Source organism: Bacillus sp. KS1 (genome assembly GCF_020075515.1).
Classification (GTDB): domain Bacteria; phylum Bacillota; class Bacilli; order Bacillales; family Bacillaceae; genus Bacillus; species Bacillus velezensis.
This window is the reverse complement of sequence record NZ_JACAWW010000004.1, coordinates 425,557-449,830: the sequence shown is the minus strand read 5'-3', so window position 1 is coordinate 449,830 and position 24,274 is coordinate 425,557. Positions and strand designations below refer to the sequence as shown.

The 24,274-nt window shown below is 46.3% G+C and carries 21 protein-coding genes; 17 read left to right on the top strand and 4 right to left on the bottom strand.

Annotation, left to right across the window (positions count from 1 at the left end; genetic code table 11):
- Positions 1 to 136 precede the first annotated feature (136 nt).
- The 12 genes from HWY38_RS02620 (at position 137) to ftsX (ending at position 11,859) form a co-directional block, all read left to right on the top strand.
- A complete protein-coding gene (locus HWY38_RS02620; RefSeq protein WP_007407474.1) occupies positions 137 to 1,123 on the top strand; it encodes a flagellin in 987 nt (328 codons plus the stop codon).
- A gap of 251 nt (positions 1,124 to 1,374) precedes the next feature.
- Positions 1,375 to 2,895 (top strand): flagellar hook-associated protein 2, encoded by a 1,521-nt coding sequence (locus HWY38_RS02615; RefSeq protein WP_224181205.1) that lies wholly within the window; start codon positions 1,375 to 1,377, stop codon positions 2,893 to 2,895.
- 19 nt (positions 2,896 to 2,914) lie between these two features.
- Positions 2,915 to 3,316 carry a flagellar export chaperone FliS gene (gene fliS, locus HWY38_RS02610; protein WP_049627493.1) on the top strand — a complete coding sequence of 134 codons (402 nt, stop codon included), beginning with the start codon at positions 2,915 to 2,917 and terminating at the stop codon, positions 3,314 to 3,316.
- Positions 3,316 to 3,660, top strand: coding sequence for a flagella biosynthesis regulatory protein FliT (gene fliT, locus HWY38_RS02605; RefSeq protein WP_224181204.1), 345 nt, complete (start codon positions 3,316 to 3,318; stop codon positions 3,658 to 3,660). Before fliS ends, fliT begins: the two co-directional genes overlap by 1 nt.
- 9 nt (positions 3,661 to 3,669) lie before the next feature.
- On the top strand, positions 3,670 to 4,047 hold the full coding sequence (locus HWY38_RS02600; protein ID WP_013353772.1) for a hypothetical protein: 378 nt from the start codon (positions 3,670 to 3,672) through the stop codon (positions 4,045 to 4,047).
- 194 nt (positions 4,048 to 4,241) lie between these two features.
- Positions 4,242 to 4,808, top strand: a complete 567-nt coding sequence (gene hpf, locus HWY38_RS02595; protein ID WP_007407470.1) for a ribosome hibernation-promoting factor, HPF/YfiA family — start codon at positions 4,242 to 4,244, stop codon at positions 4,806 to 4,808.
- Positions 4,809 to 4,974: 166 nt separating this feature from the next.
- Complete coding sequence (gene secA, locus HWY38_RS02590; RefSeq protein WP_088461735.1) at positions 4,975 to 7,500, top strand: preprotein translocase subunit SecA; 2,526 nt, start codon at positions 4,975 to 4,977, stop codon at positions 7,498 to 7,500.
- Positions 7,501 to 7,574: 74 nt separating this feature from the next.
- A protein-coding gene (gene prfB / locus HWY38_RS02585) for a peptide chain release factor 2 (protein WP_096034905.1) occupies positions 7,575 to 8,676 on the top strand; the annotation gives its coding sequence in 2 pieces (ribosomal slippage) (positions 7,575 to 7,646 and positions 7,648 to 8,676; 1,101 coding nt in all).
- A gap of 169 nt (positions 8,677 to 8,845) precedes the next feature.
- Positions 8,846 to 9,694: a YitT family protein gene (locus tag HWY38_RS02580; protein ID WP_224181203.1), complete on the top strand. Its 849-nt coding sequence runs from the start codon at positions 8,846 to 8,848 to the stop codon at positions 9,692 to 9,694.
- Positions 9,695 to 9,729: 35 nt separating this feature from the next.
- Positions 9,730 to 10,071 (top strand): cytochrome c551, encoded by a 342-nt coding sequence (gene cccB / locus HWY38_RS02575; RefSeq protein ID WP_007614074.1) that lies wholly within the window; start codon positions 9,730 to 9,732, stop codon positions 10,069 to 10,071.
- A 218-nt stretch (positions 10,072 to 10,289) separates the two neighbouring features.
- A complete protein-coding gene (ftsE, locus tag HWY38_RS02570; RefSeq protein WP_007407465.1) occupies positions 10,290 to 10,976 on the top strand; it encodes a cell division ATP-binding protein FtsE in 687 nt (228 codons plus the stop codon).
- Positions 10,969 to 11,859 (top strand): permease-like cell division protein FtsX, encoded by an 891-nt coding sequence (gene ftsX, locus HWY38_RS02565; protein ID WP_038460902.1) that lies wholly within the window; start codon positions 10,969 to 10,971, stop codon positions 11,857 to 11,859. The genes ftsE and ftsX overlap by 8 nt, the downstream gene beginning before the upstream one ends.
- 46 nt (positions 11,860 to 11,905) lie before the next feature.
- On the opposite strand, the gene HWY38_RS02560 is transcribed toward ftsX, so the two are convergent.
- Positions 11,906 to 13,312 carry a nitrous oxide reductase family maturation protein NosD gene (locus HWY38_RS02560; RefSeq protein WP_224181202.1) on the bottom strand — a complete coding sequence of 469 codons (1,407 nt, stop codon included), beginning with the start codon at positions 13,310 to 13,312 and terminating at the stop codon, positions 11,906 to 11,908.
- A gap of 209 nt (positions 13,313 to 13,521) precedes the next feature.
- Here HWY38_RS02560 and HWY38_RS02555 point away from each other — a divergent pair, with 209 nt between their 5' ends.
- The 3 genes from HWY38_RS02555 to HWY38_RS02545 all read left to right on the top strand — a co-directional run bounded on the left by HWY38_RS02555 (position 13,522) and on the right by HWY38_RS02545 (position 16,871).
- The gene (locus HWY38_RS02555; protein ID WP_411908465.1) at positions 13,522 to 14,880 is read left to right on the top strand and encodes a S41 family peptidase; all 1,359 of its coding nucleotides are present in this window, start codon (positions 13,522 to 13,524) and stop codon (positions 14,878 to 14,880) included.
- Between the two features lie 372 nt (positions 14,881 to 15,252).
- Positions 15,253 to 15,606: a swarming motility protein SwrAA gene (gene swrA, locus HWY38_RS02550; protein ID WP_014305920.1), complete on the top strand. Its 354-nt coding sequence runs from the start codon at positions 15,253 to 15,255 to the stop codon at positions 15,604 to 15,606.
- 74 nt (positions 15,607 to 15,680) lie between these two features.
- Positions 15,681 to 16,871 carry a PDZ domain-containing protein gene (locus HWY38_RS02545; protein ID WP_224181200.1) on the top strand — a complete coding sequence of 397 codons (1,191 nt, stop codon included), beginning with the start codon at positions 15,681 to 15,683 and terminating at the stop codon, positions 16,869 to 16,871.
- A 175-nt stretch (positions 16,872 to 17,046) separates the two neighbouring features.
- On the opposite strand, the gene HWY38_RS02540 is transcribed toward HWY38_RS02545, so the two are convergent.
- From HWY38_RS02540 to HWY38_RS02530, 3 genes are all read right to left on the bottom strand, one after another.
- The gene (locus HWY38_RS02540) at positions 17,047 to 18,402 is read right to left on the bottom strand and encodes an MFS transporter (RefSeq protein WP_224181199.1); all 1,356 of its coding nucleotides are present in this window, start codon (positions 18,400 to 18,402) and stop codon (positions 17,047 to 17,049) included.
- Complete coding sequence (locus HWY38_RS02535) at positions 18,375 to 18,998, bottom strand: TetR/AcrR family transcriptional regulator (protein ID WP_044801909.1); 624 nt, start codon at positions 18,996 to 18,998, stop codon at positions 18,375 to 18,377. Before HWY38_RS02535 ends, HWY38_RS02540 begins: the two co-directional genes overlap by 28 nt.
- A 71-nt stretch (positions 18,999 to 19,069) precedes the next feature.
- Positions 19,070 to 21,571 carry a PEP/pyruvate-binding domain-containing protein gene (locus tag HWY38_RS02530; protein ID WP_224181198.1) on the bottom strand — a complete coding sequence of 834 codons (2,502 nt, stop codon included), beginning with the start codon at positions 21,569 to 21,571 and terminating at the stop codon, positions 19,070 to 19,072.
- 300 nt (positions 21,572 to 21,871) lie between these two features.
- On the opposite strand from HWY38_RS02530, the gene HWY38_RS02525 reads away from it, so the two are divergent.
- Together HWY38_RS02525 and uvrB are read left to right on the top strand one after the other, a co-directional pair.
- Positions 21,872 to 22,108 (top strand): CsbA family protein, encoded by a 237-nt coding sequence (locus HWY38_RS02525; protein ID WP_003151438.1) that lies wholly within the window; start codon positions 21,872 to 21,874, stop codon positions 22,106 to 22,108.
- Positions 22,109 to 22,283: 175 nt separating this feature from the next.
- A complete protein-coding gene (gene uvrB / locus HWY38_RS02520; RefSeq protein WP_003151439.1) occupies positions 22,284 to 24,269 on the top strand; it encodes an excinuclease ABC subunit UvrB in 1,986 nt (661 codons plus the stop codon).
- Positions 24,270 to 24,274 lie beyond the last annotated feature (5 nt).

Here is a 24,274-nt window from a genome sequence, read left to right as displayed (position 1 = left end):
TTTATTTTCAATATAAACAATGGAAGCGGCCGTCCGATATATATATTGTAGCCAATGAGAGGAAAAATTTTCTTCAGAATGACGCTGCGCAAATGCACAAGGACGTGCGAAAAACAATTCAGGGAGGAAATACAAAATGAGAATCAACCACAATATCGCGGCTCTTAACACTAGCCGTCAGCTGAATGCAGGTTCAAACTCTGCTGCAAAAAACATGGAAAAATTATCTTCAGGTCTTCGCATCAACCGCGCTGGTGATGACGCTGCGGGTCTTGCGATCTCTGAAAAAATGCGTTCCCAAATCCGCGGTTTAGACATGGCGTCTAAAAACGCTCAAGACGGAATCTCTCTTATCCAAACATCTGAGGGTGCATTGAACGAAACTCACAGCATTCTTCAGCGTATGAGCGAGCTTGCTACACAAGCGGCGAACGATACAAACACTGATTCTGACCGTTCTGAGCTTCAAAAAGAGATGGACCAATTAGCGTCTGAAGTAACAAGAATCTCTACTGACACTGAGTTCAATACGAAGAAACTTCTTGACGGAACTGCGCAAAACCTTACGTTCCAAATCGGAGCTAACGAAGGCCAAACAATGAGCCTGTCTATCAATAAAATGGACTCTGAAAGCCTGAAAGTTGGTACGACTTATACTGTATCTGGTGATCAAAATACACTTACAGCAACTGACGGAAGCACTGCTACTTGGGCGGATGCAGACGATGCTACAAATAAACCAGCTGGTTATTACGATGCTGGCGGTAAAGTTATTGCATCTGAAAAATTAGCTGCAGATTCTAAAGTAACAAAAGGTATCGACATCTCATCTTCAGCTAAAGCTGCGTCTTCAGCTCTTACAACAATCAAAACAGCTATCGACACAGTATCTAGCGAGCGCGCTAAACTTGGTGCGGTTCAAAACCGTTTAGAGCACACAATCAACAACCTTGGTACTTCTTCTGAGAACCTGACTTCTGCTGAATCACGTATCCGTGACGTAGACATGGCTTCTGAGATGATGGAGTACACGAAAAACAACATCCTTACTCAGGCTTCTCAAGCTATGCTTGCGCAAGCTAACCAACAGCCTCAGCAAGTTCTTCAATTGCTGAAAGGTTAATGACGGAAAGATCCCTGGTTCTCCAGGGTCTTTTTTTTATTTCTTCAGTTATCTCCCCCTTCAGCAAGCCAAAGAACCCTATTGACAAAATGAAACATTATATTTTGCAGTTAAATTATTGAAAACCTTTTAATATGACCGATATAAGAATAAGATCATACATTTATGGAGCTGTGATATGATAAACAGTCGGAAACTCACTGTTGTCATAGAGCCGTCTACGACTAAACGCCGAAAAGGAGAGGGTACATATGGTCACAAGAATCACAGGCCTTAATTCCGGTCTTGATGTAGATTCTCTGGTGAAAAAAATGATGGATGCCGAAAAGCAGCCGCTTAATAAATTAAACCAGCAAAAGCAGACGCTTGAATGGAAGCGCGATGCTTATCGGGAAGTGAATACTCAGATTGCCGACATGTATTCTACGACATTTAATAATATGCTGATGTCCACAAACTGGAATAAAAAAACAGTAACAAGTTCGGATTCCAGTGTCAGCGCGGCGGCCGTCAGTGCTGAGCAGAATATTTCAACGAGTATGTCTGTACAGCAGCTGGCTACGCCGACGACTTATAAATCATCCGGCGCCATTAATTTCACTTCGGGTCAGAGCCAAACATTGAAATTCAATGTCACAAATCCGGGTGAAACGAAGCCGACTGAGGTAAACGTCACGATCGCCGCAACCGATACGATTGACGATGTCATTTCCAAACTGAACAGCTCGGGTCTCGGAGTGACGGCTTTAAAAGAGAAAATTTCCAACGGCACGGATTATGTTGATACGATTGCGTTCACTTCCAATAAAACGGGGGAAGGATTTACCCTTGCCGCAGGTGATGACGCAACCAAAAGCTTTCTGAAAGATCAGCTCGGTTTTGCTGTTGATGATGCAACAAATGAACTGACGGCCAATGCCGAAGGGAAAAACGCGAAGTTTACGTTCAACGGGCTTGAAATGACAAAAACGTCCAATAACTTTACGATCAACGGCATCAAATACACGCTGAACAGCGTGACGGACAGCAATAAAACGGTTACGATTAACAGCACGACTGATACGGACGGCATTTTTGACAACATTAAAGATTTCGTTGATAAATACAATACGTTAATTAAAAGTGCAAACGAGAAGGTAACAGAATCAAAATACCGTGATTATAAGCCGCTAACTGATGAACAAAGAGAAGCGATGACCGATAAGCAGATTGAGCAGTGGGAGGCAAAGGCCAAAAGCGGGTTATTACGGAGCGACAGCACGCTGCAGAACGGTTTGGCGGAGATGCGGCTTGATCTGTACTCAACGGTTACGATTGACGGGAAAAAATATCAGCTTGCCGATTTCGGAATTGAGACGTCTGATAGTTATACGGATCAAGGAAAGCTTGTCATTAAAGACGAAGCGAAACTGAAACAGAAAATTACCGAGAATCCTGCTCTCGTGGCTAAACTGTTTAATGCAGACAGTCCTGATACAGCGAAAACCAAAAACCCGGAGGAGCAGGGGATTGCCCGGAGATTAAAAGACACATTAAACAAAATGCAGACTCAAATTTCAAAACAGGCGGGTACGGAAAGCTCGGTATCATCCAGCTTTGCCATCGGAAAAAGCCTGAATGAAATAGAAACAAATATTTCCAATATGAAAACGAAGCTGGATGACATCGAATCGAGATATTATAAAAAGTTCAGCGCACTGGATACGGCATTGGAGAAATTGAACAGCCAATCTTCATATCTCACGTCAATGTTAGGATCTTCAACATCATAACCTTGGAGGTTTTATAAAAATGGCATTAAATAATCCTTTTGCTGCTTATCAGCAGACATCCGTCTTTACAGCCGCTCCGGAAGAGCTGACCCTTATGCTTTATAACGGCTGTCTGCGATTCATTAAGCTGGCAAGGCAGGCGATGAAGCAAAACAACCTTGAAGCCAAAAATGAAAATATCGTAAAGGCGCAAAACATCATTCAAGAGCTCAGCATCACGTTAAACCGGGAGATTGAGATTTCCGAGCAGATGTCATCCATTTATGATTACATCCGCCGCCGGCTGATCGACGCGAACGTGCAGAATAACGGAGAATTTTTAGATGAAGCGGAAAAGCTCGTGACTGAATTTCGCGACACGTGGAAGCAGGCCATGCAGAGTGAACGGAAAAACAGCCACGGCGCGGGCGGCCTTGCCTGATGAACAGCAATGTCTTTTCTTTGTATAACGAAACGAAGAACATGTACGCCGCACTGAAGGACGCCCCGGAAAGCGACGGTCTTATCAGCAGCGTTACGGTATTTACGGAGAAAAGGGAGGAGATGCTTGCGGGCATAAAGCCGCCTTTTTCCGAAGAAGAAAAAACGCTGCTTCAGCAGGTGGCCGCGATGGACCGCCTGATTACCGGCGAAGTGAAACGGATTCAGGATGGTATCCGAAATGAAATAAAAACGCTTAAGAAAAAACGAATCTACCATAATACGTATTTCAATCCGTATCATCAAACGACAAGTGACGGCCGTTATTACGACAAACGCAAATAGGTGAGTGTTTTGAGAAGTTTGAACGATTACCATTTGGTGTCAGCCTACTACCAGCTTCTTTTTACGATTGATGAGGGGCTTTGCTACCTGTTGGACACGCAGGATGATTTTTTTAAGACGGAGGGCGAGCGGATATACAACGATTTGATTCAGGCTTTTTTTCATCTCGATTCCTCTCATGCGCTTCTGCTGTCTATCGTTGAGTGCCGATGCGTGGAGACGGCGATCCGCTCATTTGACGAGATCTTTCAGGATTTCAGCATGTTAAATGATTATGATTTCCCGTCCGCCCCTTTTCAGGAGTTTTTAAAAACCATCTTTCTGCCGCATTATAAGCTATGGATGGAGCAGACGCACGACTGCATCAAACCGTATGTTCTTCACTAGACCTGCTGCAAGCGGCAGGTCTTTTGCCTGCGTCTTCCGCATATACTTATAATCCTGCAGGAAGCTGCTGGATAAAACCGACACCATTCGTCATCGTTCACCGAATTTACACATTATTTTAACGTTTCAGCAGGGATCAGAAGGGGTAAAAGAGAAATAGTTACATATCCTTAGATAAAGGGAGGCGTTCTTTGATGAACTACAATATCAGAGGAGAAAACATTGAGGTTACACCTGCGTTAAAGGATCATGTGGAGAGAAAAATCGGCAAGCTGGAACGATATTTCGAGCAGAGCGTCAATGCCGATGTGAACGTCAACTTAAAATTCTATAACGATAAGGAATCTAAAGTTGAAGTCACCATTCCGATGACTGATCTGGCGCTTCGTTCCGAAGTGCATAACGAGGATATGTACAATGCAATTGATCTCGCAACAAACAAGCTGGAACGTCAAATCCGAAAGCACAAAACAAAAGTCAACCGAAAATTCCGCGACCAGGGTCTTCCGAAACATTATTTCGAGAACGGCAGCGCTGCTGATACGGGCGTAGCGGTTCAGGACGAAATTGAAGATGACAGCCCGGAAATTGTCCGTCAAAAGCGTTTTAATTTAAAACCGATGGATAATGAAGAAGCGATTCTCCAAATGAATATGCTCGGACATAATTTCTTCGTATTCACCAACGCGGAGACGAATCTCACAAACGTCGTTTACCGCAGAAATGACGGCAAATACGGATTAATTGAACCGACTGAATAAACCCATCCAGCCTTCCGTGAACGCGCGGAAGGTTTTTCTCTATCTTTACCTGCAAATTCTTTGGAAATAGCAAAAGGTATGTTATGATAATGAGAGGTATACATGGACAGAAAATTATCATTTATTCCATGCAAAATCTGCATGTGAACATAGAGGAGCGTTATAGATGCTTGGGATTTTAAATAAAATGTTTGATCCGACCAAACGTGCGCTGAACAAATACGAAAAAATAGCAAATGACATTGATGCCGTAAGAGGAGATTATGAAAATCTCTCTGACGAGGCGCTTAAACATAAAACGGCAGAATTTAAAGAGCGGCTTGAAAAAGGAGAAACGACGGATGACCTTCTTGTCGAAGCGTTTGCCGTCGTTCGTGAAGCTTCCCGCCGCGTAACCGGCATGTTCCCGTTTAAAGTGCAGCTGATGGGGGGCATCGCCCTTCATGAGGGGAACATCTCCGAAATGAAAACAGGGGAAGGGAAAACGCTGACGTCCACGCTTCCCGTGTATTTAAATGCGTTGACAGGAAAAGGCGTTCACGTCGTAACGGTCAACGAATATCTGGCGAGCCGTGATGCCCAGCAAATGGGAGAAATTTTTGCGTTTCTCGGGCTTACAGTCGGCCTGAACCTGAATTCGATGTCAAAAGACGAAAAACGCGAAGCTTACGCAGCCGATATCACGTATTCAACGAACAATGAACTCGGCTTTGATTATTTGCGCGACAACATGGTGCTCTATAAAGAACAAATGGTGCAGCGCCCGCTTCATTTTGCCGTTATTGATGAAGTCGATTCAATTTTAGTCGATGAAGCGAGAACGCCATTGATTATTTCCGGACAAGCTCAGAAGTCCACAAAACTGTACGTGCAGGCAAATGCGTTTGTACGCACACTCAAGCAAGATCAGGATTATACGTATGACGTCAAAACGAAGGGCGTTCAGCTGACGGAAGAAGGAATGACGAAGGCTGAAAAAACGTTCGGCATCGACAACCTGTTTGATGTCAAAAACGTGGCCTTAAACCACCATATCAACCAGGCCTTAAAAGCCCATGCGGCGATGCAGAAAGACGTGGATTATGTTGTTGAGGACGGCCAGGTCGTCATCGTTGATTCCTTCACCGGCCGTCTGATGAAAGGACGCCGCTACAGCGAAGGTCTTCACCAGGCGATTGAGGCGAAAGAAGGCCTGGAGATTCAAAATGAAAGCATGACATTGGCGACGATTACGTTCCAAAACTATTTCCGTATGTACGAAAAGCTGGCCGGTATGACCGGTACCGCAAAAACGGAAGAGGAAGAATTCCGCAATATTTATAACATGCAGGTTGTATCCATCCCGACCAACCAGCCGGTCATCCGTGACGACCGTCCGGACTTGATCTACCGCTCAATGGAAGGGAAATTCAAGGCGGTGGCGGAGGATGTCGCCCAGCGCTACATGACCGGACAGCCGGTTCTTGTCGGTACGGTTGCCGTTGAAACGTCTGAATTGATTTCTAAACTTCTGAAAAACAAAGGGATTCCGCATCAGGTGCTGAATGCCAAAAACCATGAGCGTGAAGCTCAGATTATTGAAGAAGCGGGACAAAAAGGCGCTGTCACGATTGCGACCAACATGGCGGGACGCGGAACCGACATTAAACTCGGCGAAGGCGTAAAAGAGCTTGGCGGTCTCGCAGTCGTCGGTACGGAACGCCACGAATCCCGCCGGATTGACAATCAGCTCCGCGGACGTTCAGGACGTCAGGGAGACCCGGGCATCACACAATTTTATCTTTCAATGGAAGATGAATTGATGCGCCGTTTCGGAGCTGAACGGACGATGGCGATGCTTGACCGGTTCGGTATGGATGACTCCACGCCGATTCAGAGCAAAATGGTGTCACGCGCCGTGGAATCATCTCAAAAACGTGTCGAAGGAAACAACTTTGATTCACGTAAACAGCTTCTTCAATATGACGACGTGCTCCGTCAGCAGCGCGAAGTCATTTACAAGCAGCGTTTTGAAGTCATTGACTCTGACAACCTGCGTGACATTGTTGAAGGCATGATCAAGTCTTCTCTGGAACGTGCGATTGCCGCTTATACGCCGAAAGAGGAGCTTCCGGAAGAATGGAATCTTGACGGCCTCGTGGAGCTGGTGAATACAACGTATCTTGATGAAGGCGCTCTTGAAAAGAGCGATATCTTCGGAAAAGAACCGGATGAGATGCATGAGATGATCATGGACCGCATCATGACGAAATATAATGACAAAGAAGAGAATTTCGGCGAAGAGCAGATGCGTGAATTTGAAAAAGTCATCGTATTGCGTGCCGTTGATTCAAAATGGATGGATCATATTGATGCGATGGATCAGCTGCGTCAAGGGATTCACCTCCGCGCTTATGCGCAGACAAATCCGCTGCGTGAATATCAGATGGAAGGTTTCGCAATGTTTGAGCACATGATTGAGTCCATTGAGGACGAAGTTGCGAAATTCGTCATGAAGGCCGAGATTGAAAGCAATCTCGAACGCGAAGAAGTGGTGCAGGGCCAAACGACGGCTCATCAGCCGCAGGACGGCGATGAGGCCAAACAAGCGAAAAAAGCGCCGGTGCGCAAAGTCGTAGATATCGGACGCAACGCGCCTTGCCATTGCGGCAGCGGAAAAAAATATAAAAATTGCTGCGGCCGGACAGAATAGTCTCGACTGTATGAAGCGAACATGACCGGGTCTGCGTCTTATGGCGCCCCGGATCTTTTAATGAGGTGAATGGAATGGAATTATCAGAAATCAGGGCAGAGCTCGAAAATATGGCTTCTCGTTTAGCGGACTTCAGGGGGTCTCTTTGACCTCGAATCAAAGGAAGCCCGCATTGCAGAATTAGATGAAAAGATGGCGGAACCGGAATTCTGGAATGACCAGCAGAAGGCCCAAACCGTCATCAACGAAGCGAACGGTCTGAAAGAATACGTGAACTCCTACCATCAGCTGAGCGAGTCTCACGAAGAGCTGCAAATGACACATGATCTTTTAAAAGAAGAACCTGACCAGGACCTTCAGCAAGAGCTTGAAAAAGAGCTGAAGTCATTAACGAAGGAATTGAATGAATTTGAGCTTCAGCTGCTGCTCAGTGAACCATATGACAAAAACAACGCGATTTTAGAACTTCATCCGGGAGCCGGCGGTACGGAATCTCAGGACTGGGGTTCCATGTTGCTCAGAATGTATACCCGCTGGGCGGAAAGACGCGGCTTCAAAGTTGAAACGCTTGATTATCTCCCGGGAGATGAAGCAGGAATTAAGTCTGTCACACTGCTTATTAAAGGCCACAATGCATACGGCTATTTAAAAGCGGAAAAAGGCGTACACCGCCTCGTGCGGATTTCTCCATTTGATTCATCAGGCCGCCGCCACACGTCATTCGTGTCATGTGAAGTCATGCCTGAATTCAATGAAGAAATCGACATTGATATTCGTACCGAAGATATTAAAGTTGATACGTACCGGGCGAGCGGTGCCGGCGGACAGCACGTCAATACGACTGATTCAGCCGTTCGGATCACTCACCTGCCGACAAATGTAGTCGTCACGTGCCAGACGGAACGTTCACAAATCAAAAACCGCGACCGGGCGATGAAAATGCTCAAAGCGAAGCTGTATCAGCGCAGAATTGAAGAACAGCAGGCGGAGCTTGACGAAATCCGCGGCGAACAGAAAGAAATCGGCTGGGGCAGCCAAATCCGCTCGTACGTCTTCCATCCGTACTCCATGGTGAAAGATCACCGCACCAATACGGAAATGGGGAACGTGCAGGCGGTTATGGACGGAGATATCGATATCTTCATTGATGCCTATTTACGTTCTAAACTGTCGTAATCCGGGAACACACCTTGCCAAAGGCAGGTGTGTTTTTTTATCCGTTCTCTTTCTCCATTTTTCACAACAGCGCTTTAGCAAATTAATACGGTATTTGGCTGTTATTTACTTCTAAGCCGGGAAGACTTAAAATGCTATCGAGAGAAAATCGGAGAACGGAGGATTTTGCATGGATGTGAATCACAATAAGCCGCTCCGTCTGATCAAAGATTATATATACATCATGATCGGCGCGGCGATTACGGGGGTCGTGTTTAACGTATTTTTGCTGCCGAACCGTATAGCAGCAGGGGGAGTAAGCGGGATCAGCACCATTTTAGAAACGTTTGGTTTTGAACCGGCTTACGTGCAGTGGATTATTAACATCCCTTTGTTTATCGCCGGAGTGATCATTCTCGGCGGGAAGTTCGGAATGAAGACACTGGTCGGTTCCATCGTTCTGCCGCTCGCCGTCTATTTAACAAGAGATCTGCCTGCCGCGACGACCCATGAACTGCTGGCGGCGATTTTCGGAGGCGTCGGGATCGGAACGGGAATCGGCATCGTGTATCTCGGCAAAGGCTCCACGGGGGGAACGGCTCTGGCGGGGCAGATCATTCACAAATACACGGGGCTGTCGCTGGGAACGTGCCTTGCCATCATGGACGGATTAATTGTGCTGAGCGCGATGCTCGTTTTCGGAGTGGAGCAGGGACTGTATGCGATGCTCGGGGTATTTATTTCAAGCAAAACGATTGATGTCGTGCAGGTCGGGTTCAACCGCTCCAAAATGGCTTTAATCATTACGCAGCATGAAGAAGCGGTCAGGTCGGCTGTGTTTAAAGAAATCGACAGGGGTGTGACGAAGATTTCCGCAGTCGGCGGGTATACGGAACATGAGCGTCCGATCTTAATGTGTGTCGTCGGCCAGACCGAATTCACAAAACTGAAACAAATCGTCAAACAGATTGATGAGTCAGCCTTTGTCATTGTCGCAGACGCAAGCGAGGTGCTCGGCGAGGGTTTCAAACGCGCGTAAACGGGGTTATAATAGCGAAGGGGTGCATCTTACATATGAAATCAAAATGGGCGCTGCTTGCGCTGGTTCTGACCATGTCCGTCCTGCTGGCGGCATGCGGCGGTTCCAATGAATCGAAAAAAGAAAGCTCTGACAGCTCAGGCGGGTCAAAAGCATCTGCGTCAGCAGGAGAAGAGCTTTATCAGCAAAGCTGTATCGGCTGCCACGGAAAAGACTTAGAAGGCGGCGGAGGTCCTAATTTACAGGAAGTCGGCGGGAAGTATGATGAAGCTAAAATTGAAAGCATCATTAAAAACGGACGCGGCAATATGCCGAGCCATCTTGTAAATGATAAGGAAGCCGCTGAGATCGCAAAATGGCTGTCACAGAAAAAATAACAGAAAAACCTTGCCTGTTATAGGGGCAAGGTTTTTTCACGGTCTGGGAATGAAAAGAAACTGTAATAGTAATATGTCTAAATTTGACGTATAATGAAGTGTACTGAGGAAAAGGAACTTTCAGATTTTTCATCTGTTTCCTGGTAAATCGGCCATAAACCGCTGTACGTTTGCGAACTCTATGGCTGCAAGACATAATTAAAAGATTAGGTGATTTCATGATAGAGATGAAAGAAGTATATAAATCCTATCCGAACGGTGTAAAAGCGATTAACGGGCTGTCAGTCATGATTCATCCCGGAGAATTTGTATATGTCGTGGGACCGAGCGGAGCCGGTAAATCTACTTTTATTAAAATGATTTACAGAGAAGAAAAGCCGACAAAAGGACAAATATTGATTAATCATAAAGATCTCGCGTCTGTGAAAGAAAAAGAGATTCCTTTCGTGCGGCGTAAAATAGGTGTTGTTTTCCAAGATTTCAAACTTCTTCCTAAACTGACGGTATTTGAAAACGTCGCGTTTGCGCTTGAGGTTATCGGAGAGCAGCAGTCAGTCATTAAAAAACGCGTGCTCGAAGTGCTTGATCTTGTGCAGCTGAAGCATAAAGCGCGGCAGTTTCCCGACCAGCTTTCCGGAGGAGAACAGCAGCGTGTTTCCATCGCAAGATCCATCGTCAACAATCCTGACGTCGTGATAGCTGACGAACCGACGGGCAACCTTGATCCGGTAACATCATGGGAAGTCATGAAGACGCTGGAAGAGATTAATAACCGCGGAACGACCGTTGTGATGGCGACACACAATAAAGAAATAGTAAACACCATGAAGAAACGGGTCATCGCGATCGAAGACGGAATTATTGTGCGTGATGAGTCAAGAGGGGAGTATGGTTCTTATGATTAAAATTCTCGGGCGCCATTTGCGTGAGAGTTTTAAATCTCTCGGAAGAAACACATGGATGACATTTGCATCCATCAGTGCCGTTACCGTTACATTGATTTTGGTCGGCGTGTTTTTAGTCATTATGCTGAATTTAAACAACATGGCTAAAAATGCTGAAAAAGAAGTGGAAATTAAAGTATTAATCGATCTGACGTCTAATAAGAAAACGCAGGATACGCTGCAGAATGAGATTAAAGACATCTCGGGAATCCAAAGCGTAGAGTTTTCATCTAAAGATAAAGAGCTTGATCAATTGGTCAAAAGCTTCGGCGACAGCGGAAAGGCCATGAAAATGCAAGATCAGGAAAACCCGCTGAACAACGCGTTTATCGTCAAAACGACAGATCCGCATGATACGCCGAAAGTCGCGAAAAAAATTGAGAAGCTGGATCATGTGTATAAAGTGACATACGGGAAAGAAGAAGTCAGCCGTCTGTTTAAGGTCGTCGGGGTGTCACGCAACATCGGGATCGCGTTAATCATCGGCCTTCTGTTCACGGCGATGTTCTTAATTTCAAATACGATTAAAATCACGATTTTCGCCAGAAGAAAAGAGATTGAAATCATGAAGCTTGTCGGCGCGACAAACTGGTTTATCCGCTGGCCGTTCTTCCTGGAAGGGCTGCTGCTGGGGGTATTCGGTTCTATCATACCGATCGCTCTCGTGCTGAGTACGTACCAGTCGATGGTCGCTTGGGTGGCCCCGAAAGTTCAGGGGTCATTTGTTTCACTTCTGCCGTACAGTCCGTTTGTGTTTCAAGTATCACTTGTGCTCATTCTGATCGGCGCGGTTATCGGAGTATGGGGAAGTCTGACTTCCATCCGGAAATTCCTTCGTGTATAAATATAAAAGCCAGTCTGATATAGACTGGCTTTTTTTAATGGTTTCGTTACTGAATGACGGGCAGGGCCGGTGATTCGGGTTTTAATGTAAAGTCATAAGACGATTCGTCACGGTACATCGGGTCCGCATAAATGGAATCCGAATCGTTTGCCGTTCCTTTTTGGTACGCTGTGAATGAATCATATTCTCTGTTCTTCCAATTCCAAATGCCGTCTTTTCCCGCTTCTTTGTGATAGACGTTATGATTAACGGTATTGCCTTCGTTTTTCGTATAATTATTTGCGATAAAAATCCGTGAACCGCTTGCCGTCATGATGTTTTTTTCGATCGTGTTCCCTTTTGTGCCGTACTGCAGCAGCAGCTGGCCGCCGTCAAGGTCCTTCGTGTCATTTCGATACATAATGTTATGAGCGATCACCGAATTGATGGTGCCGCCGCGTTTCGTGTCATAGCCTCCGATTGAAATACCGGTGTAAGCATTGCCGTACACCTTGTTATCCGTAATCCGGATATCTCGTGCGTATTTCCCTTTATGTTCGGAAGTGGCTTCAATGCCGAGGTCATTGTTGTAAACGGTGTTATTCTTAATGTCCACATGTTCTGCGCCGTCAACGTAAATACCGCCCGCTGAGTATTCATCTCCGTAAGCGGGATTTCCGTAAGAAGAGTTATGGCTCACCGTATTGTTTTCAATGACGCCGTTTCGCGCATAGTCGTTTTGCTTGGACGTTCCTTCGTATCCGATCACGTCAATCCCGATATTGTTATTGTCCCGGATGGTATTGCCGGCAATCTTAAATCCGTCAACATTCCCGTTCAGCACGACCGCTTCGCTTGCGCCGAGCGTCAGTTTTTCAACCGTATTATTTGTGATGCTGACATCCTTCATGGCGCCTGTGCCGTAAAACGCGATGCCGTGTGCATTTCCCTCATCAGCCGTGGTTTTAATGTTTCGGATATGGTTGCCGTCAATGTTGATATGACTGCTTGATCCGGTGACGCAGATCCCCATGGCCGTCGCATCTTCTGATGATACGGAGAGATTCTCAAGCGTAACGCCGTGAATGGTAATGTACTGTTTATTGCGGATTTGAATTAACGGAGTTTCAGAATCGCTTTTTGGCGCAGATTTGCCGCTGATGGCGACATGCTCATTCTGATAGTTCCGAAATGTAATCGGCTTTTCGGCCGTGCCGCTGTGCTTTACTTCAAACGTTTCATCGTACGTCCCTTCCCGAATCAATACGGTTGTCCCGGCCTCTGCCTTTTCAGCCGCATGTTTTAATGTGCGGAACGGCTTTTCTTTCGTTCCTTCATTTTGGTCGCTGCCTGCCGGAGAAACATACAAGGCGTCCGTCTGCATTTTTTCATTGGCCTCTGTTTTTTGCCAGACAAAGGCGGTAATGCCTGCGGCCAGAATCGCCGCGGATAAAATCGATAATTTTATTTTCATATCGCATTCTCCTGTATATTTAATGAATTGCATACAAAATATTATACGTTACCCATATATATGTAACAATCTCGCGTTTTCATTTTTTTGTTGCCGTTACATGAATTCTTTGCAATTTACACATACTATCTCCAGGTTTTCGTAAAAGGACTAAGAGGAGGTAAACGATGAAGCAGAAAATGATCGCAGTGATAGCGGCCGTCAGCATCATGTGCGGCGGAGCTCATATTGCCGGGGCGGCACAGCCGAATTCAACAGACGCAGAAAGAAGCCGGGCAATGGAAAAAATCGAAAAAGCATATGAGCTGATCTCGAACGAATACGTGGAAAATGTAGATAAAGAAAAGCTTCTTGAAGGAGCGATTCAGGGGATGCTGTCTACATTAAACGACCCTTATTCCGTTTATATGGACAAGCAGACCGCCAAGCAGTTTTCCGATTCTCTTGATTCTTCTTTCGAAGGGATCGGCGCTGAAGTCGGTATGGAGGACAATAAAATCATTATCGTATCACCGTTTAAGCAATCTCCGGCGGAAAAAGCGGGACTCAAGCCGAATGATGAAATCATCAGCATAAACGGTGAGTCAATGAACGGGAAAGGTTTAAACGAAGCCGTGCTGAAAATCAGAGGAAAAAAAGGATCGAAGGTTTCTATTAAAATACAGCGTCCGGGTACTGATAAACAGCTGTCATTCCGGATTAAAAGAGCGGAAATCCCGCTTGAAACCGTATTTGCTTCCCGCAAAGAATCAGGCGGTCATCATGTCGGCTACATCGGAATATCGACATTTTCCGAGCATACCGCCCAGGACTTCGCCGCGGCGCTGAAAAAGCTTGAAAAACAAGGGATTGACGGTCTCGTCCTTGATGTAAGAGGGAATCCCGGCGGCTATCTTCAAAGCGTCGAACAAATTTTAAAGCATTTCATCACAAAAGACATGCCGTATATCCAAATTGCGGAGCGTAACGGCGATAAAAAACAATATTTCTCAACCTTAAAACATAAGAAGCCGTATCCCGTCAATGTCATCACGGATAAAGGAAGCGCCTCCGCTTCAGAGATTCTTGCGGGTGCGTTAAAAGAAGCGGGACATTATGACGTTGTCGGTGACACTTCTTTCGGTAAAGGAACGGTTCAGCAGGCCGTGCCTATGGGAGACGGGAGCAACATTAAATTGACGCTTTACAAATGGCTGACACCGAAAGGCAATTGGATTCACAAAAAAGGCATTGCTCCGACAATCGCTGTGAGCCAGCCGGATTATTTTGCGGCGGGACCGCTTCAGCTGAAACAGCCGCTTCAGCCTGATATGAACAGCGCGGATATCAAGCACGCTCAAATCCTGCTGAAAGGCCTAGGCTTCGACCCGGGCAGAGCAGACGGCTATTTCAGCAAAACAATGAAAAAAGCCGTTCTGGCGTTTCAAGACCGGTACAAGCTTGATAAAACAGCGGTCATTGATAAAAAGACAGCGGAAAAAATGAATCAGCTGATGAATGAAAAGAAATCTGACGAAAAAAATGATTTACAGCTGCAAATGGCGTTAAAATCATTATTTGTAAAATAAATGAAAAGGAGGCGTTTTTTACGTCTCCTGTTTCTTTTGTCACACTCTAAAAATGAACTAAAAGACATATAATTATGTCGGTTTTGACAAGATATTAAAAAAATTTTCACATTTAAACATTTATAAAGGACAAACATTACCCGATATTTATAGAGAAGAGAGACTTTATGCCGAGTTAATATGTATTCAAAATGAAACTTTTGAAAGTTGCCTCAGTCAGTTTTAGTTCTTACAATAAAAGAAGGTTCTAATAGAGAACAGTTTTAGTTTGGCAGCTGCATTTCAGTATCGAAAGCAGAAGTGTTTGCGGCGCTTCAGCACGGCAGCTGTAATCACCCGTGCTTATCTGGATAAAAAAATGGGGGTTCACAATTGAAGAGGGCAAGTATTGTGCGTGAAAAGAAATATTATGAATTAGTGGAACAACTAAAAGACAGAACAAAAGACGTCACATTTTCATCAACAAAAGCACTAAGTCTTCTTATGCTGTTCAGCAGATACCTGGTCAATTACACAAATGTTGAATGCGTTCACGAAATCAATGAAGAGTGTGCGAAGCATTATTTCACTTACTTAATGAAAAACCATAAACGTTTAGGAATCAATCTGACGGATATTAAGCGGTCCATGCTCCTGATCAGCGGCGTGATCGAGGTGGAGGTTGACCACTATCTGAAAGATTTCTCTCTCTCAAATGTAACGCTGTGGATGACGGAAGAGAGATAGACGTTTGAGATATTCAAGCCAATGATTATTTGGTAGAATAGAATTAAAATGTTTGGCTTGAGGCGGTGAAAGCAGTGTCTGTTCAATGGGGAATTGAACTTCTGAAAAGTATCGGTCTGTTTTTTTTGCACCCGATGTTCTGGTTTTTTATCATCATAAGTCTCGCATGCGGATATTTGCGGATCAAACGTGAACGCCATACGTTTCATACAAAAATCGCGGATATGTATGACGAGCTTATCTTTACATACATAAAAGGACTTATACCGGGTATTCTTCTCTCCATATTATTTTTTGGACTGGGAATTTCGATTCCATTCGGTCTTCTCGGCATAATCGCGGCTGTGACGGCTTTGGCTTCGCTGACGTTCCGTATGAATTGGCTGTCCTCAGCTTATATTGTCAGCGCCGGCATGTTCATTGCGTTTATCCTTCAGTATACCCACACAGTGCCGTTTGCGGATCGGTTTCCGCAGGCATTCGGCGTGAATTGGGCATCGGCGGCCGTGTTTATGGGCCTTTTGATTATCACGGAGGGAGCGGCTGCCTGCCGTTCAGCGCATCTGAAAACATCTCCGGCGCTTGTCGTCAGCAGCAGAGGCCTGCCCATCGGCCGACAATTGGCGAATCGCGCATGGCTGCTTCCGCTTTTCTTATTGGTGCCGGGCAGCGGGCTTGAGTCACACCTTTCTTGGTGGCCTGTCTTTACCGTGCCGGGCGGCTCTTTCCATTTGATCTGGATTCCTTATATCGCCGGCTTCGGACAGCGTGTGCAGGGGTCACTTCCGGAAGTCAGCATAAGAATAACGGCGAAACGTGTCATGATTCTCGGGGTTATCGTGACCGCATTCGGGGCAGCGGCCCTTTGGTGGACTCCGCTTGCCGGAGCTGCCGTTTGTATTGCGGTGCTCGGACGCCTGTTTTTATCATTAAGACAGCGGCTGAACGATAACGCGGCTCCGTTTTATTTCTCTAAGCGGGATCAGGGTTTAATGGTGCTCGGCATCATTCCGAATACACCCGCGGACGATCTTGAGCTGAAGATCGGTGAGATTATTACGAAAGTAAACGGCATCCCCGTGAAGCATGTATCGGATTTTTATGAAGCACTTCAAAAAAACCGCGCATTTGTAAAAATGGAGATCATCGGCCTGAATGGTGAGATCCGGTTTGATCAGCGCGCGTCCTATGAAGGCGAACATCATGAATTAGGTATTTTATTCGTTCAGGATGAACATGAGCAAGAAGAAATGACAGCATTATAAAAAAGCCCGGTGCCGCTAACAACACGGCGGCCGGGCTTTTTTTACGGCCGGATTACGATGTAAGCGCCGAACTTGATCGGAACTCTCAGCCATTTACATTGCAACGGCATTGCGGTGACACTTTGAGAGAGAAAAATAAGAAGGAAAACTGGAAAAGGTTCCGGAAAGCGGGTGCTCACGGAACCTTTTTTTGTTTACGCCGAATGGCTTTTTTCGTCTGAACGGTTTCCCCGGACTTGATACCAAGCGATACGAACAAGCCGATCACAGAAACTCCGATCAATATGATAAACAGAATATGAAACCCGGAGATTAAACCGATCAGTGCTGAAGAAATAATGCTTCCGAAATAACGGAAGGTGGAGAAAATCCCGGATGCGATGCCGGACATGCCCGGTTCTACCGTCGCAAGAGAAGATACCTGCATGCTCGTCAGCCCCGCACCTGACGCGATGCCTCCGACAATAAGCGATGCCATAAGAAACGGAACGGAATGGGAATAAACCAAAAGCAGAAATAAGAGATTGGCTACGGCCATCAGCCCGAAGGACAGAAAAATCATTCTTCGCGCGCCCCATTTCTGATGCAGCTGAGCTCCGCCCCAGTTGCTGGCGGACATGAAAACAGAAAAGACTGACAGCGCCATGCCGCTGTGCGACGTATTCATGCTGAAGTGGCCGGTCATAAAGAGCGGCATAATCAATAACACGGCGTACATCATTAAATTGCTTAATAGAACCGACAGATTGGCGCTCGTAAAGGTCGTGTTTTTAAACAGGTCAAAATCAATAATCGGATGTTTCGTGCGCAGCTCCCGCCTGAAAAATAGCGGAACAAATATGAGAATGAGCAGCGCGTACACCCAATAGCCCAAAGAGCTTTCATTTTTCGTCAGAAGAATAATAGATACAATGCTTCCGGCAAGCAAAACGGACCCGATGATATCAAGCGGAGCGTCAGACGTTTCTTCTTTATATTTAGGAAACATCACTAATGCCGTCACGAGTGCGATTGCAAGAAACGGAATGTTGACCCAAAAGATCGAATGCCAGCTGAAGCTCTCAATTAAAAGAGAGCCGATAAACGGACCGAGAGCCGCGCCCAGCCCGGCACCGAGGCCGAAAAAGCCGAATACTTTCGGAAGCCGTTTTTCAGACACGACATGGCGGATGATGGCGATGCTGTTTGGCGTAAGCAAAGCGCCGCCGGCAGCCTGAAGCGCCCGGAAGAAAATCAATAAGAAAAGACTTGGCGAGAGGGCGCACCCCAATGATGCGATGAGAAAAAGGCCGACGCCCCATAAATACATTTTTTTGTTTCCGTACATATCACCGAGTTTGCCGGCAATGGGCTGTGTCACGGCCATCACGATTAAATACACGGTCACTACCCATGTGATGCTGGCAATTGATTCGCTGAATGAGCGGGAAATGGATGAAAGGGCGACTGCGATCATCGTAGAATTGATAGGAACGAGTATGGCTCCCAGCAAAAGCGAAATAATCAGCGCCCATTCTTTCTTTGAACCCATCCTTCATCCTCCTTGGAGCCGGAAAATGACCGGCCGGTAATGCCTTTCATGAAAATCTCAGTGCTGTGTTTCAGCATCGTTTCCTCAGAGAGAGTAATGACTCTTTTCCCCAGCTGCAGCCGGTGTATAAAATAACCGAAAATCATCGTCATAAAGACGTCTGCATTAGCTTCTTCGCTCCCGGGGCTTATCATATTTTTCTTTGTCAGCTCCTTAAAGTAAACGATTAAATGCTTTTTCACGGATTGCGGATAGACGACAATATCCTGCAGGACGTCTTCGAATAGTTCCGGTTCGCGCAGGCAGATGCGGAACACTTCTTTTTTTTGTTCCAATTGCTGAAGAAGGGTCGCGGCGAAATGAAGAAGATCCTCATACAAATCGCCTTCTGTCTTAGTGATCATGCTTTCCGGAACCGGCGTCTGCTGTTCAATCATGGCTTTCATTAATCCTTGTTTGTTTTTAAAATTACGGAAAATCGTTGCTTCGCTTACTTCTGCTTTTTCTGCGATTTCTTTTGTTGTCGCTGCGCGGTATCCTTTTTGGATGATCAGATTCATCGCGGCGTCAATAATTCTCTTGTTCGTCGTCCTCAACATGTTTCACCTCGCGTAAATACTGGCAGGACAAGTATACACCCGCCCTGCCCGTCAATAAAGAGGGAAACCTAGCATGAAGCGCGTTTGACAATCGTAATCTTGCCGTTTGTCCCGTCCACCGTGACGATATCTCCGTCGTTGAGCCTGTCAGTCGCGGCACGTGTGCCGAGAACGGCCGGGAGCCCGTATTCTCTCGCGATGATCGCTGCATGTGACAGGATGCCGCCCGTGTCCGTAATGACGGCCTTTGCATCCTGGAACAGACTGGTCCACAGCGGTGTCGTCATTTTGCAGACAAGCACGTCTCCTGTTGAAAAACGGGAAAATTCACTTGCGTCACGAATGACTTTCACCGGGCCGCTTGCGATTCCGCTTGACGCCGCAAGTCCGTAAATTTGATGTTCAGTGTTTTTTTCATCTTCTGTGATGGAGCCGGTAATCTGTTCAGCCGTTTTCAGCTGTTCCGAAGTCGGAGTCCCGAGATAAGCGGGGGCTTCAAGCAATTGATATTGCTGGAAGAGCTGTTTTCGTTCAGCGGCTTTTTCCTGCATCGGAACCGGCGACGCCAGCGCTTTCTCGACTTCATCGCTGTATAAGTACCACATATCCTCCCGATCATCGATTACGCCTTGTTTTTGAAGCAGCTCGCCGATTTTCAGAAGGCAGAGGCGCGCTTTGGCGTCCAGCATCGCATCAATATAAAAATGGTGATCATCTTTGATGATGGATGAAGACAATGTCCACTGATAATAGCGGTCAAACGTCTCCCGGAAGCCGTCATCTTCAATTCTATCCATAAAGTCGGCGTAGAGCTGTTTTCGTTTTTCTATCGTTTTATGAAACTCACTGTCAAAATCGTATCCGTTCCGGACATAGTTCTGAATGTTGGCCAAAGCGAAATAAGGGTTTTCCGCCCAAGTTTCTTCAATGAGATCATGACTTTTCACGGATCTCCAGCCGTATTCCTGTAAAAATTCACCGACTTGTTCAAGAAAGCGTTTTCCCTCATTTGATTGCAGAAGCGTCTGATGCAGCTCATCGGCATGAGAAACCGTAAAGACGCGCCGCAGCTCAGGGCTGTCTTTTACTTGTCCGGAAAGCAGCCAGAGCTGTCTGTCGGTTTCCAATGACTTATTCATGACGCCAGCCAGCATTTCATACAGAAGGGAGGTGTTTTCTTTCTCAACCTGTCCGTACATGGATTCCAGTATCATGTTTAACGCAACCTGCGGAAAGACAATATTGAAATGTTCTGCGTATCCTTTTAAATAGAAATCTTGCAGGTTTCGGAATGCATCAAGGGCAGTCTCCGGCGTATGGTCTGTATGCGCCAGTTCGTCCAGCTTTTGATAAAAAGGCAGAAAGGTTTCCTGAATAATATCGTACATACGGTCAGCCAAAACGGGGAAAAGCGCTTCTAACTGTTCTGCGGGCAGCTTGTCGTCCGTCTTATGCTGTCTGGAAAAAACACGGCCCTGATGAAGTTTGACACGCTCGATTTCGATGCCCATTACAGGGAATGTCTTCGTGCTCTCTTTGAGGCCGTATTCCAAAGCCGGCACAATGAGTGAGGCGAATAACGGGCTGACGGGGCCTTCTATATTGGCCTCCATATTGAGCCAAAAATCTTTCTGATCCCGGGGCGTCATGATAAATTCCCGTTCTTCGTCTGCCGCTTTCTGATCCTGCACGATCGTTGTAATCGGCCTGGCCTGAAGCAGATACAGCTTATTTTCGGCAAATCCGAATTCGAGATCCACGGGATAACCGTACAGTTCTTCCGTCTTTATCGTCAGCATGGCAAGCTCTTTGACGCTCTCGTCATCAAGGCAGAAGCGGTTTCTCATGTCAGCGGACGTCTCTTTTTCCGTCACGCCTTCGTCTTTAGAAACGATATACATTTCTTTTAAGCCGATTTCTTTTTCAATCTGAAATGTGTCTTTATTGACGATAAATGTGTCGGGCGTCACGCTGCCGGAGACGATTGCTTCTCCGAGACCGTAGCTCGCGCTGATCATCAGTTCTCCATCATCGTGTGTGACGGGGTTGCGGCTGAAAATGACTCCTGAAACCTCGGAATTGATAAGCCCTTGTACGACAACGCCCATTAACGGTTCTGCGGTGTCATTGTTCATTTTCTCTTTATAACCGCTGACCCGCGCCGAGAAGAAGGAAGCCCAGCATTCTTTCACTTTTCCGAGAAACTCTTCTTCTGTTTTGATATTTAAATAGGTTTCGTACTGGCCCGCGAAAGAAGCCCCTTCAAGATCTTCGGACGCGGAGGAGGAACGTACGGCGACAGAGGCGTATGATTCTCTCAATTCATAAAACGACGCGGTCAGTTCCTCCCGAAGCTCTTTTGAAAACGTGCCGTTCATAATGGCGCGCTCCATCTGTTCCTGATCTGCTTGAAGTCCGTTGTCTTCCATAAAACGTGTCAGGGCATTCGTCTGAATGATGAAACCGCCGGGAACGGGCAGCCCGTTTTTCGTCAGTTTAATCAGGTTCATTCCTTTTGCTCCTGCAGAGCGGCTCGATTCTTCCGCTTTTTGAAATCGCACTGAATACATGCGGTATGACCCCCTTTTTTTCTTCATCCAAGAAAATGATAGTAAACACTATCATTACATTGTAAAGAGGGAGGAAGAAACTGTCAAAGATACAAAGACCTAAACCTTCTCATCCTTTCGGCTGAAGAAAGGTAATTCGATTCATCTGGTTAATGGTTCAATGGATTTATATTCACAATTTTTTTGACAGATGATTGAAGACTGCCGAAAAAGGGTATTGTGATAGCAGGGGAACGATTGTCCGATTCTTCATTTTTTACTATAATCAGATGAGATGAAGAATTCCCGAGGAGGGTTTTTGTGATTACAAAAGCCGTTTTTGCATTATGTTTCCCTTTTATGCTGGTCGTCCTTTTTACGCGCGTCACGTTTAACCACTATGTGGCGATCGCTCTCACAGCCGCACTGCTTTTCGCATCCTATTTAAAGGGTTATACCGAAACGTATTTTATCGTTGGATTGGATGTCGTATCGCTGGTGGCCGGAGGGCTGTACATGGCCAAAAAAGAAGCAGACAAAAAGAAAGACAATGCCTGACATGGTGAATATGAAATAGAATGCCTGCTTTTACGCCATAAAAGCAGGTTTTTTATACAAAAATTGACTTGGTAAAAATAAACCATCGAACTTTAGTTCGTATTTTTAGTGATTTTGCCCGTCATTGTGTTACTATATCAATAGGAAGATTTCGTAAAGAAACGGAGGCTTTTTTGTGAAAGATCGTTTTGAGTTAGTCTCGAAATATCAGCCCCAGGGAGATCAGCCGCAAGCGATTGAGAAGCTTGTCAAAGGCATACAGGAAGGCAGAAAACACCAGACTCTCCTGGGTGCGACAGGGACGGGCAAAACCTTTACCGTGTCCAATCTGATTAAAGAAGTGAATAAACCGACACTGGTCATTGCCCATAACAAAACCCTAGCCGGACAGCTGTACAGCGAGTTTAAGGAGTTTTTCCCGAACAACGCTGTCGAATATTTTGTCAGCTATTACGATTACTATCAGCCGGAGGCGTACGTGCCTCAAACGGATACTTTTATAGAGAAAGACGCAAGCATTAATGATGAAATTGATAAACTGAGACACTCCGCGACATCCTCTCTGTTTGAACGGAGAGATGTCATTATTATTGCGAGTGTGTCATGCATATACGGTCTCGGTTCACCTGAAGAATACCGGGAAATGGTTGTGTCGCTCAGACCGGAAATGGAAATTGAGCGGAACGAGCTGCTGAGAAAGCTTGTGGATATCCAGTATGCCCGCAATGATATCGACTTTCAGCGCGGGACGTTCCGCGTGCGCGGAGACGTTGTGGAAATCTTTCCGGCTTCCCGTGACGAACATTGTATCAGAGTGGAATTTTTCGGAGATGAAATTGAGCGGATCAGAGAGGTCGACGCTTTGACCGGAGAAATTCTCGGCGACCGTGACCATGTCGCAATTTTCCCGGCTTCCCACTTCGTCACCCGGGCGGAAAAGATGGAAAAAGCGATTCTGAATATTGAACAGGAGCTTGAGGAGCGCTTGAAAGTGATGCACGAAAACGGCAAGCTCCTTGAAGCGCAGCGGCTTGAGCAGCGGACGAGATATGATCTTGAAATGATGCGGGAAATGGGTTTTTGCTCAGGGATCGAGAACTATTCAAGACATTTGACACTCCGTCCGCCGGGCTCTACGCCGTATACGCTGCTTGATTATTTTCCGGACGATTTTATGATCGTCGTTGATGAATCACATGTGACGATTCCGCAGGTGCGCGGCATGTTCAACGGTGACCAGGCGAGAAAACAGGTGCTTGTCGATCACGGGTTCCGCCTGCCGTCAGCGCTTGACAACCGTCCGCTCCGATTCGAGGAATTTGAGAAACACATGCACAATATCGTGTACGTGTCGGCGACTCCGGGACCGTATGAAATTGAGCATACGCCGGAAATGATCGAGCAGATCATCAGACCGACGGGACTCCTCGATCCCCTCATTGACGTCCGGCCGATCGAAGGACAGATTGATGATCTGATCGGCGAGATTCAGGCGAGGATTGAGCGGAATGAACGCGTTCTCGTGACGACTTTAACGAAAAAAATGTCAGAGGATCTGACCGATTATCTCAAGGAAATCGGCATCAAGGTCAATTATCTGCATTCCGAGATTAAGACGCTTGAACGGATTGAAATCATCCGTGACCTCCGCCTCGGAAAACATGATGTGTTAATCGGCATCAACCTGCTGAGGGAAGGGCTTGATATTCCGGAAGTGTCACTTGTCGCCATTCTCGATGCGGATAAAGAAGGCTTCCTCCGTTCTGAACGTTCGCTGATTCAGACGATCGGACGGGCGGCACGAAACGCGGAAGGCCGCGTCATCATGTATGCCGATAAAATCACGAATTCGATGGAAATCGCGATTAATGAAACGAAGCGCCGCCGGGAACAGCAGGAGCGCTTTAACGAAATTCACGGCATTACGCCGCAAACGATCAATAAGGAAATCCGCGATGTGATCCGCGCGACGCAGGCCGCTGAGGATAAAGAAGAATATAAAACAAAAGCCGCGCCTAAACTGGCGAAGATGACGAAGAAAGAACGCCAGAAAGTCGTTGAGCAAATGGAGCACGAAATGAAAGAAGCGGCCAGAGCGCTTGATTTCGAGCGGGCGGCAGAGCTTCGTGATTTACTGTTAGAGCTTAAAGCGGAAGGATGATGAAC

What these genes read in the sequence shown, in the direction of transcription:
- HWY38_RS02620 (WP_007407474.1), top strand. Translation starts at nt 137, where the DNA reads ATGAGAATCAACCACAATATCGCGGCTCTTAACACTAGCCGTCAGCTG.
- HWY38_RS02555 (WP_411908465.1), top strand. Translation starts at nt 13,522, where the DNA reads ATGTGCGGCGGAGCTCATATTGCCGGGGCGGCACAGCCGAATTCAACA.
- HWY38_RS02615 (WP_224181205.1), top strand. Translation starts at nt 1,375, where the DNA reads ATGGTCACAAGAATCACAGGCCTTAATTCCGGTCTTGATGTAGATTCT.
- fliT (WP_224181204.1), top strand. Translation starts at nt 3,316, where the DNA reads ATGAACAGCAATGTCTTTTCTTTGTATAACGAAACGAAGAACATGTAC.
- ftsE (WP_007407465.1), top strand. Translation starts at nt 10,290, where the DNA reads ATGATAGAGATGAAAGAAGTATATAAATCCTATCCGAACGGTGTAAAA.
- ftsX (WP_038460902.1), top strand. Translation starts at nt 10,969, where the DNA reads ATGATTAAAATTCTCGGGCGCCATTTGCGTGAGAGTTTTAAATCTCTC.
- HWY38_RS02530 (WP_224181198.1), bottom strand. Translation starts at nt 21,571, where the DNA reads ATGTATTCAGTGCGATTTCAAAAAGCGGAAGAATCGAGCCGCTCTGCA.
- fliS (WP_049627493.1), top strand. Translation starts at nt 2,915, where the DNA reads ATGGCATTAAATAATCCTTTTGCTGCTTATCAGCAGACATCCGTCTTT.
- secA (WP_088461735.1), top strand. Translation starts at nt 4,975, where the DNA reads ATGCTTGGGATTTTAAATAAAATGTTTGATCCGACCAAACGTGCGCTG.
- cccB (WP_007614074.1), top strand. Translation starts at nt 9,730, where the DNA reads ATGAAATCAAAATGGGCGCTGCTTGCGCTGGTTCTGACCATGTCCGTC.
- HWY38_RS02540 (WP_224181199.1), bottom strand. Translation starts at nt 18,402, where the DNA reads ATGGGTTCAAAGAAAGAATGGGCGCTGATTATTTCGCTTTTGCTGGGA.
- HWY38_RS02560 (WP_224181202.1), bottom strand. Translation starts at nt 13,312, where the DNA reads ATGAAAATAAAATTATCGATTTTATCCGCGGCGATTCTGGCCGCAGGC.
- HWY38_RS02580 (WP_224181203.1), top strand. Translation starts at nt 8,846, where the DNA reads ATGGATGTGAATCACAATAAGCCGCTCCGTCTGATCAAAGATTATATA.
- hpf (WP_007407470.1), top strand. Translation starts at nt 4,242, where the DNA reads ATGAACTACAATATCAGAGGAGAAAACATTGAGGTTACACCTGCGTTA.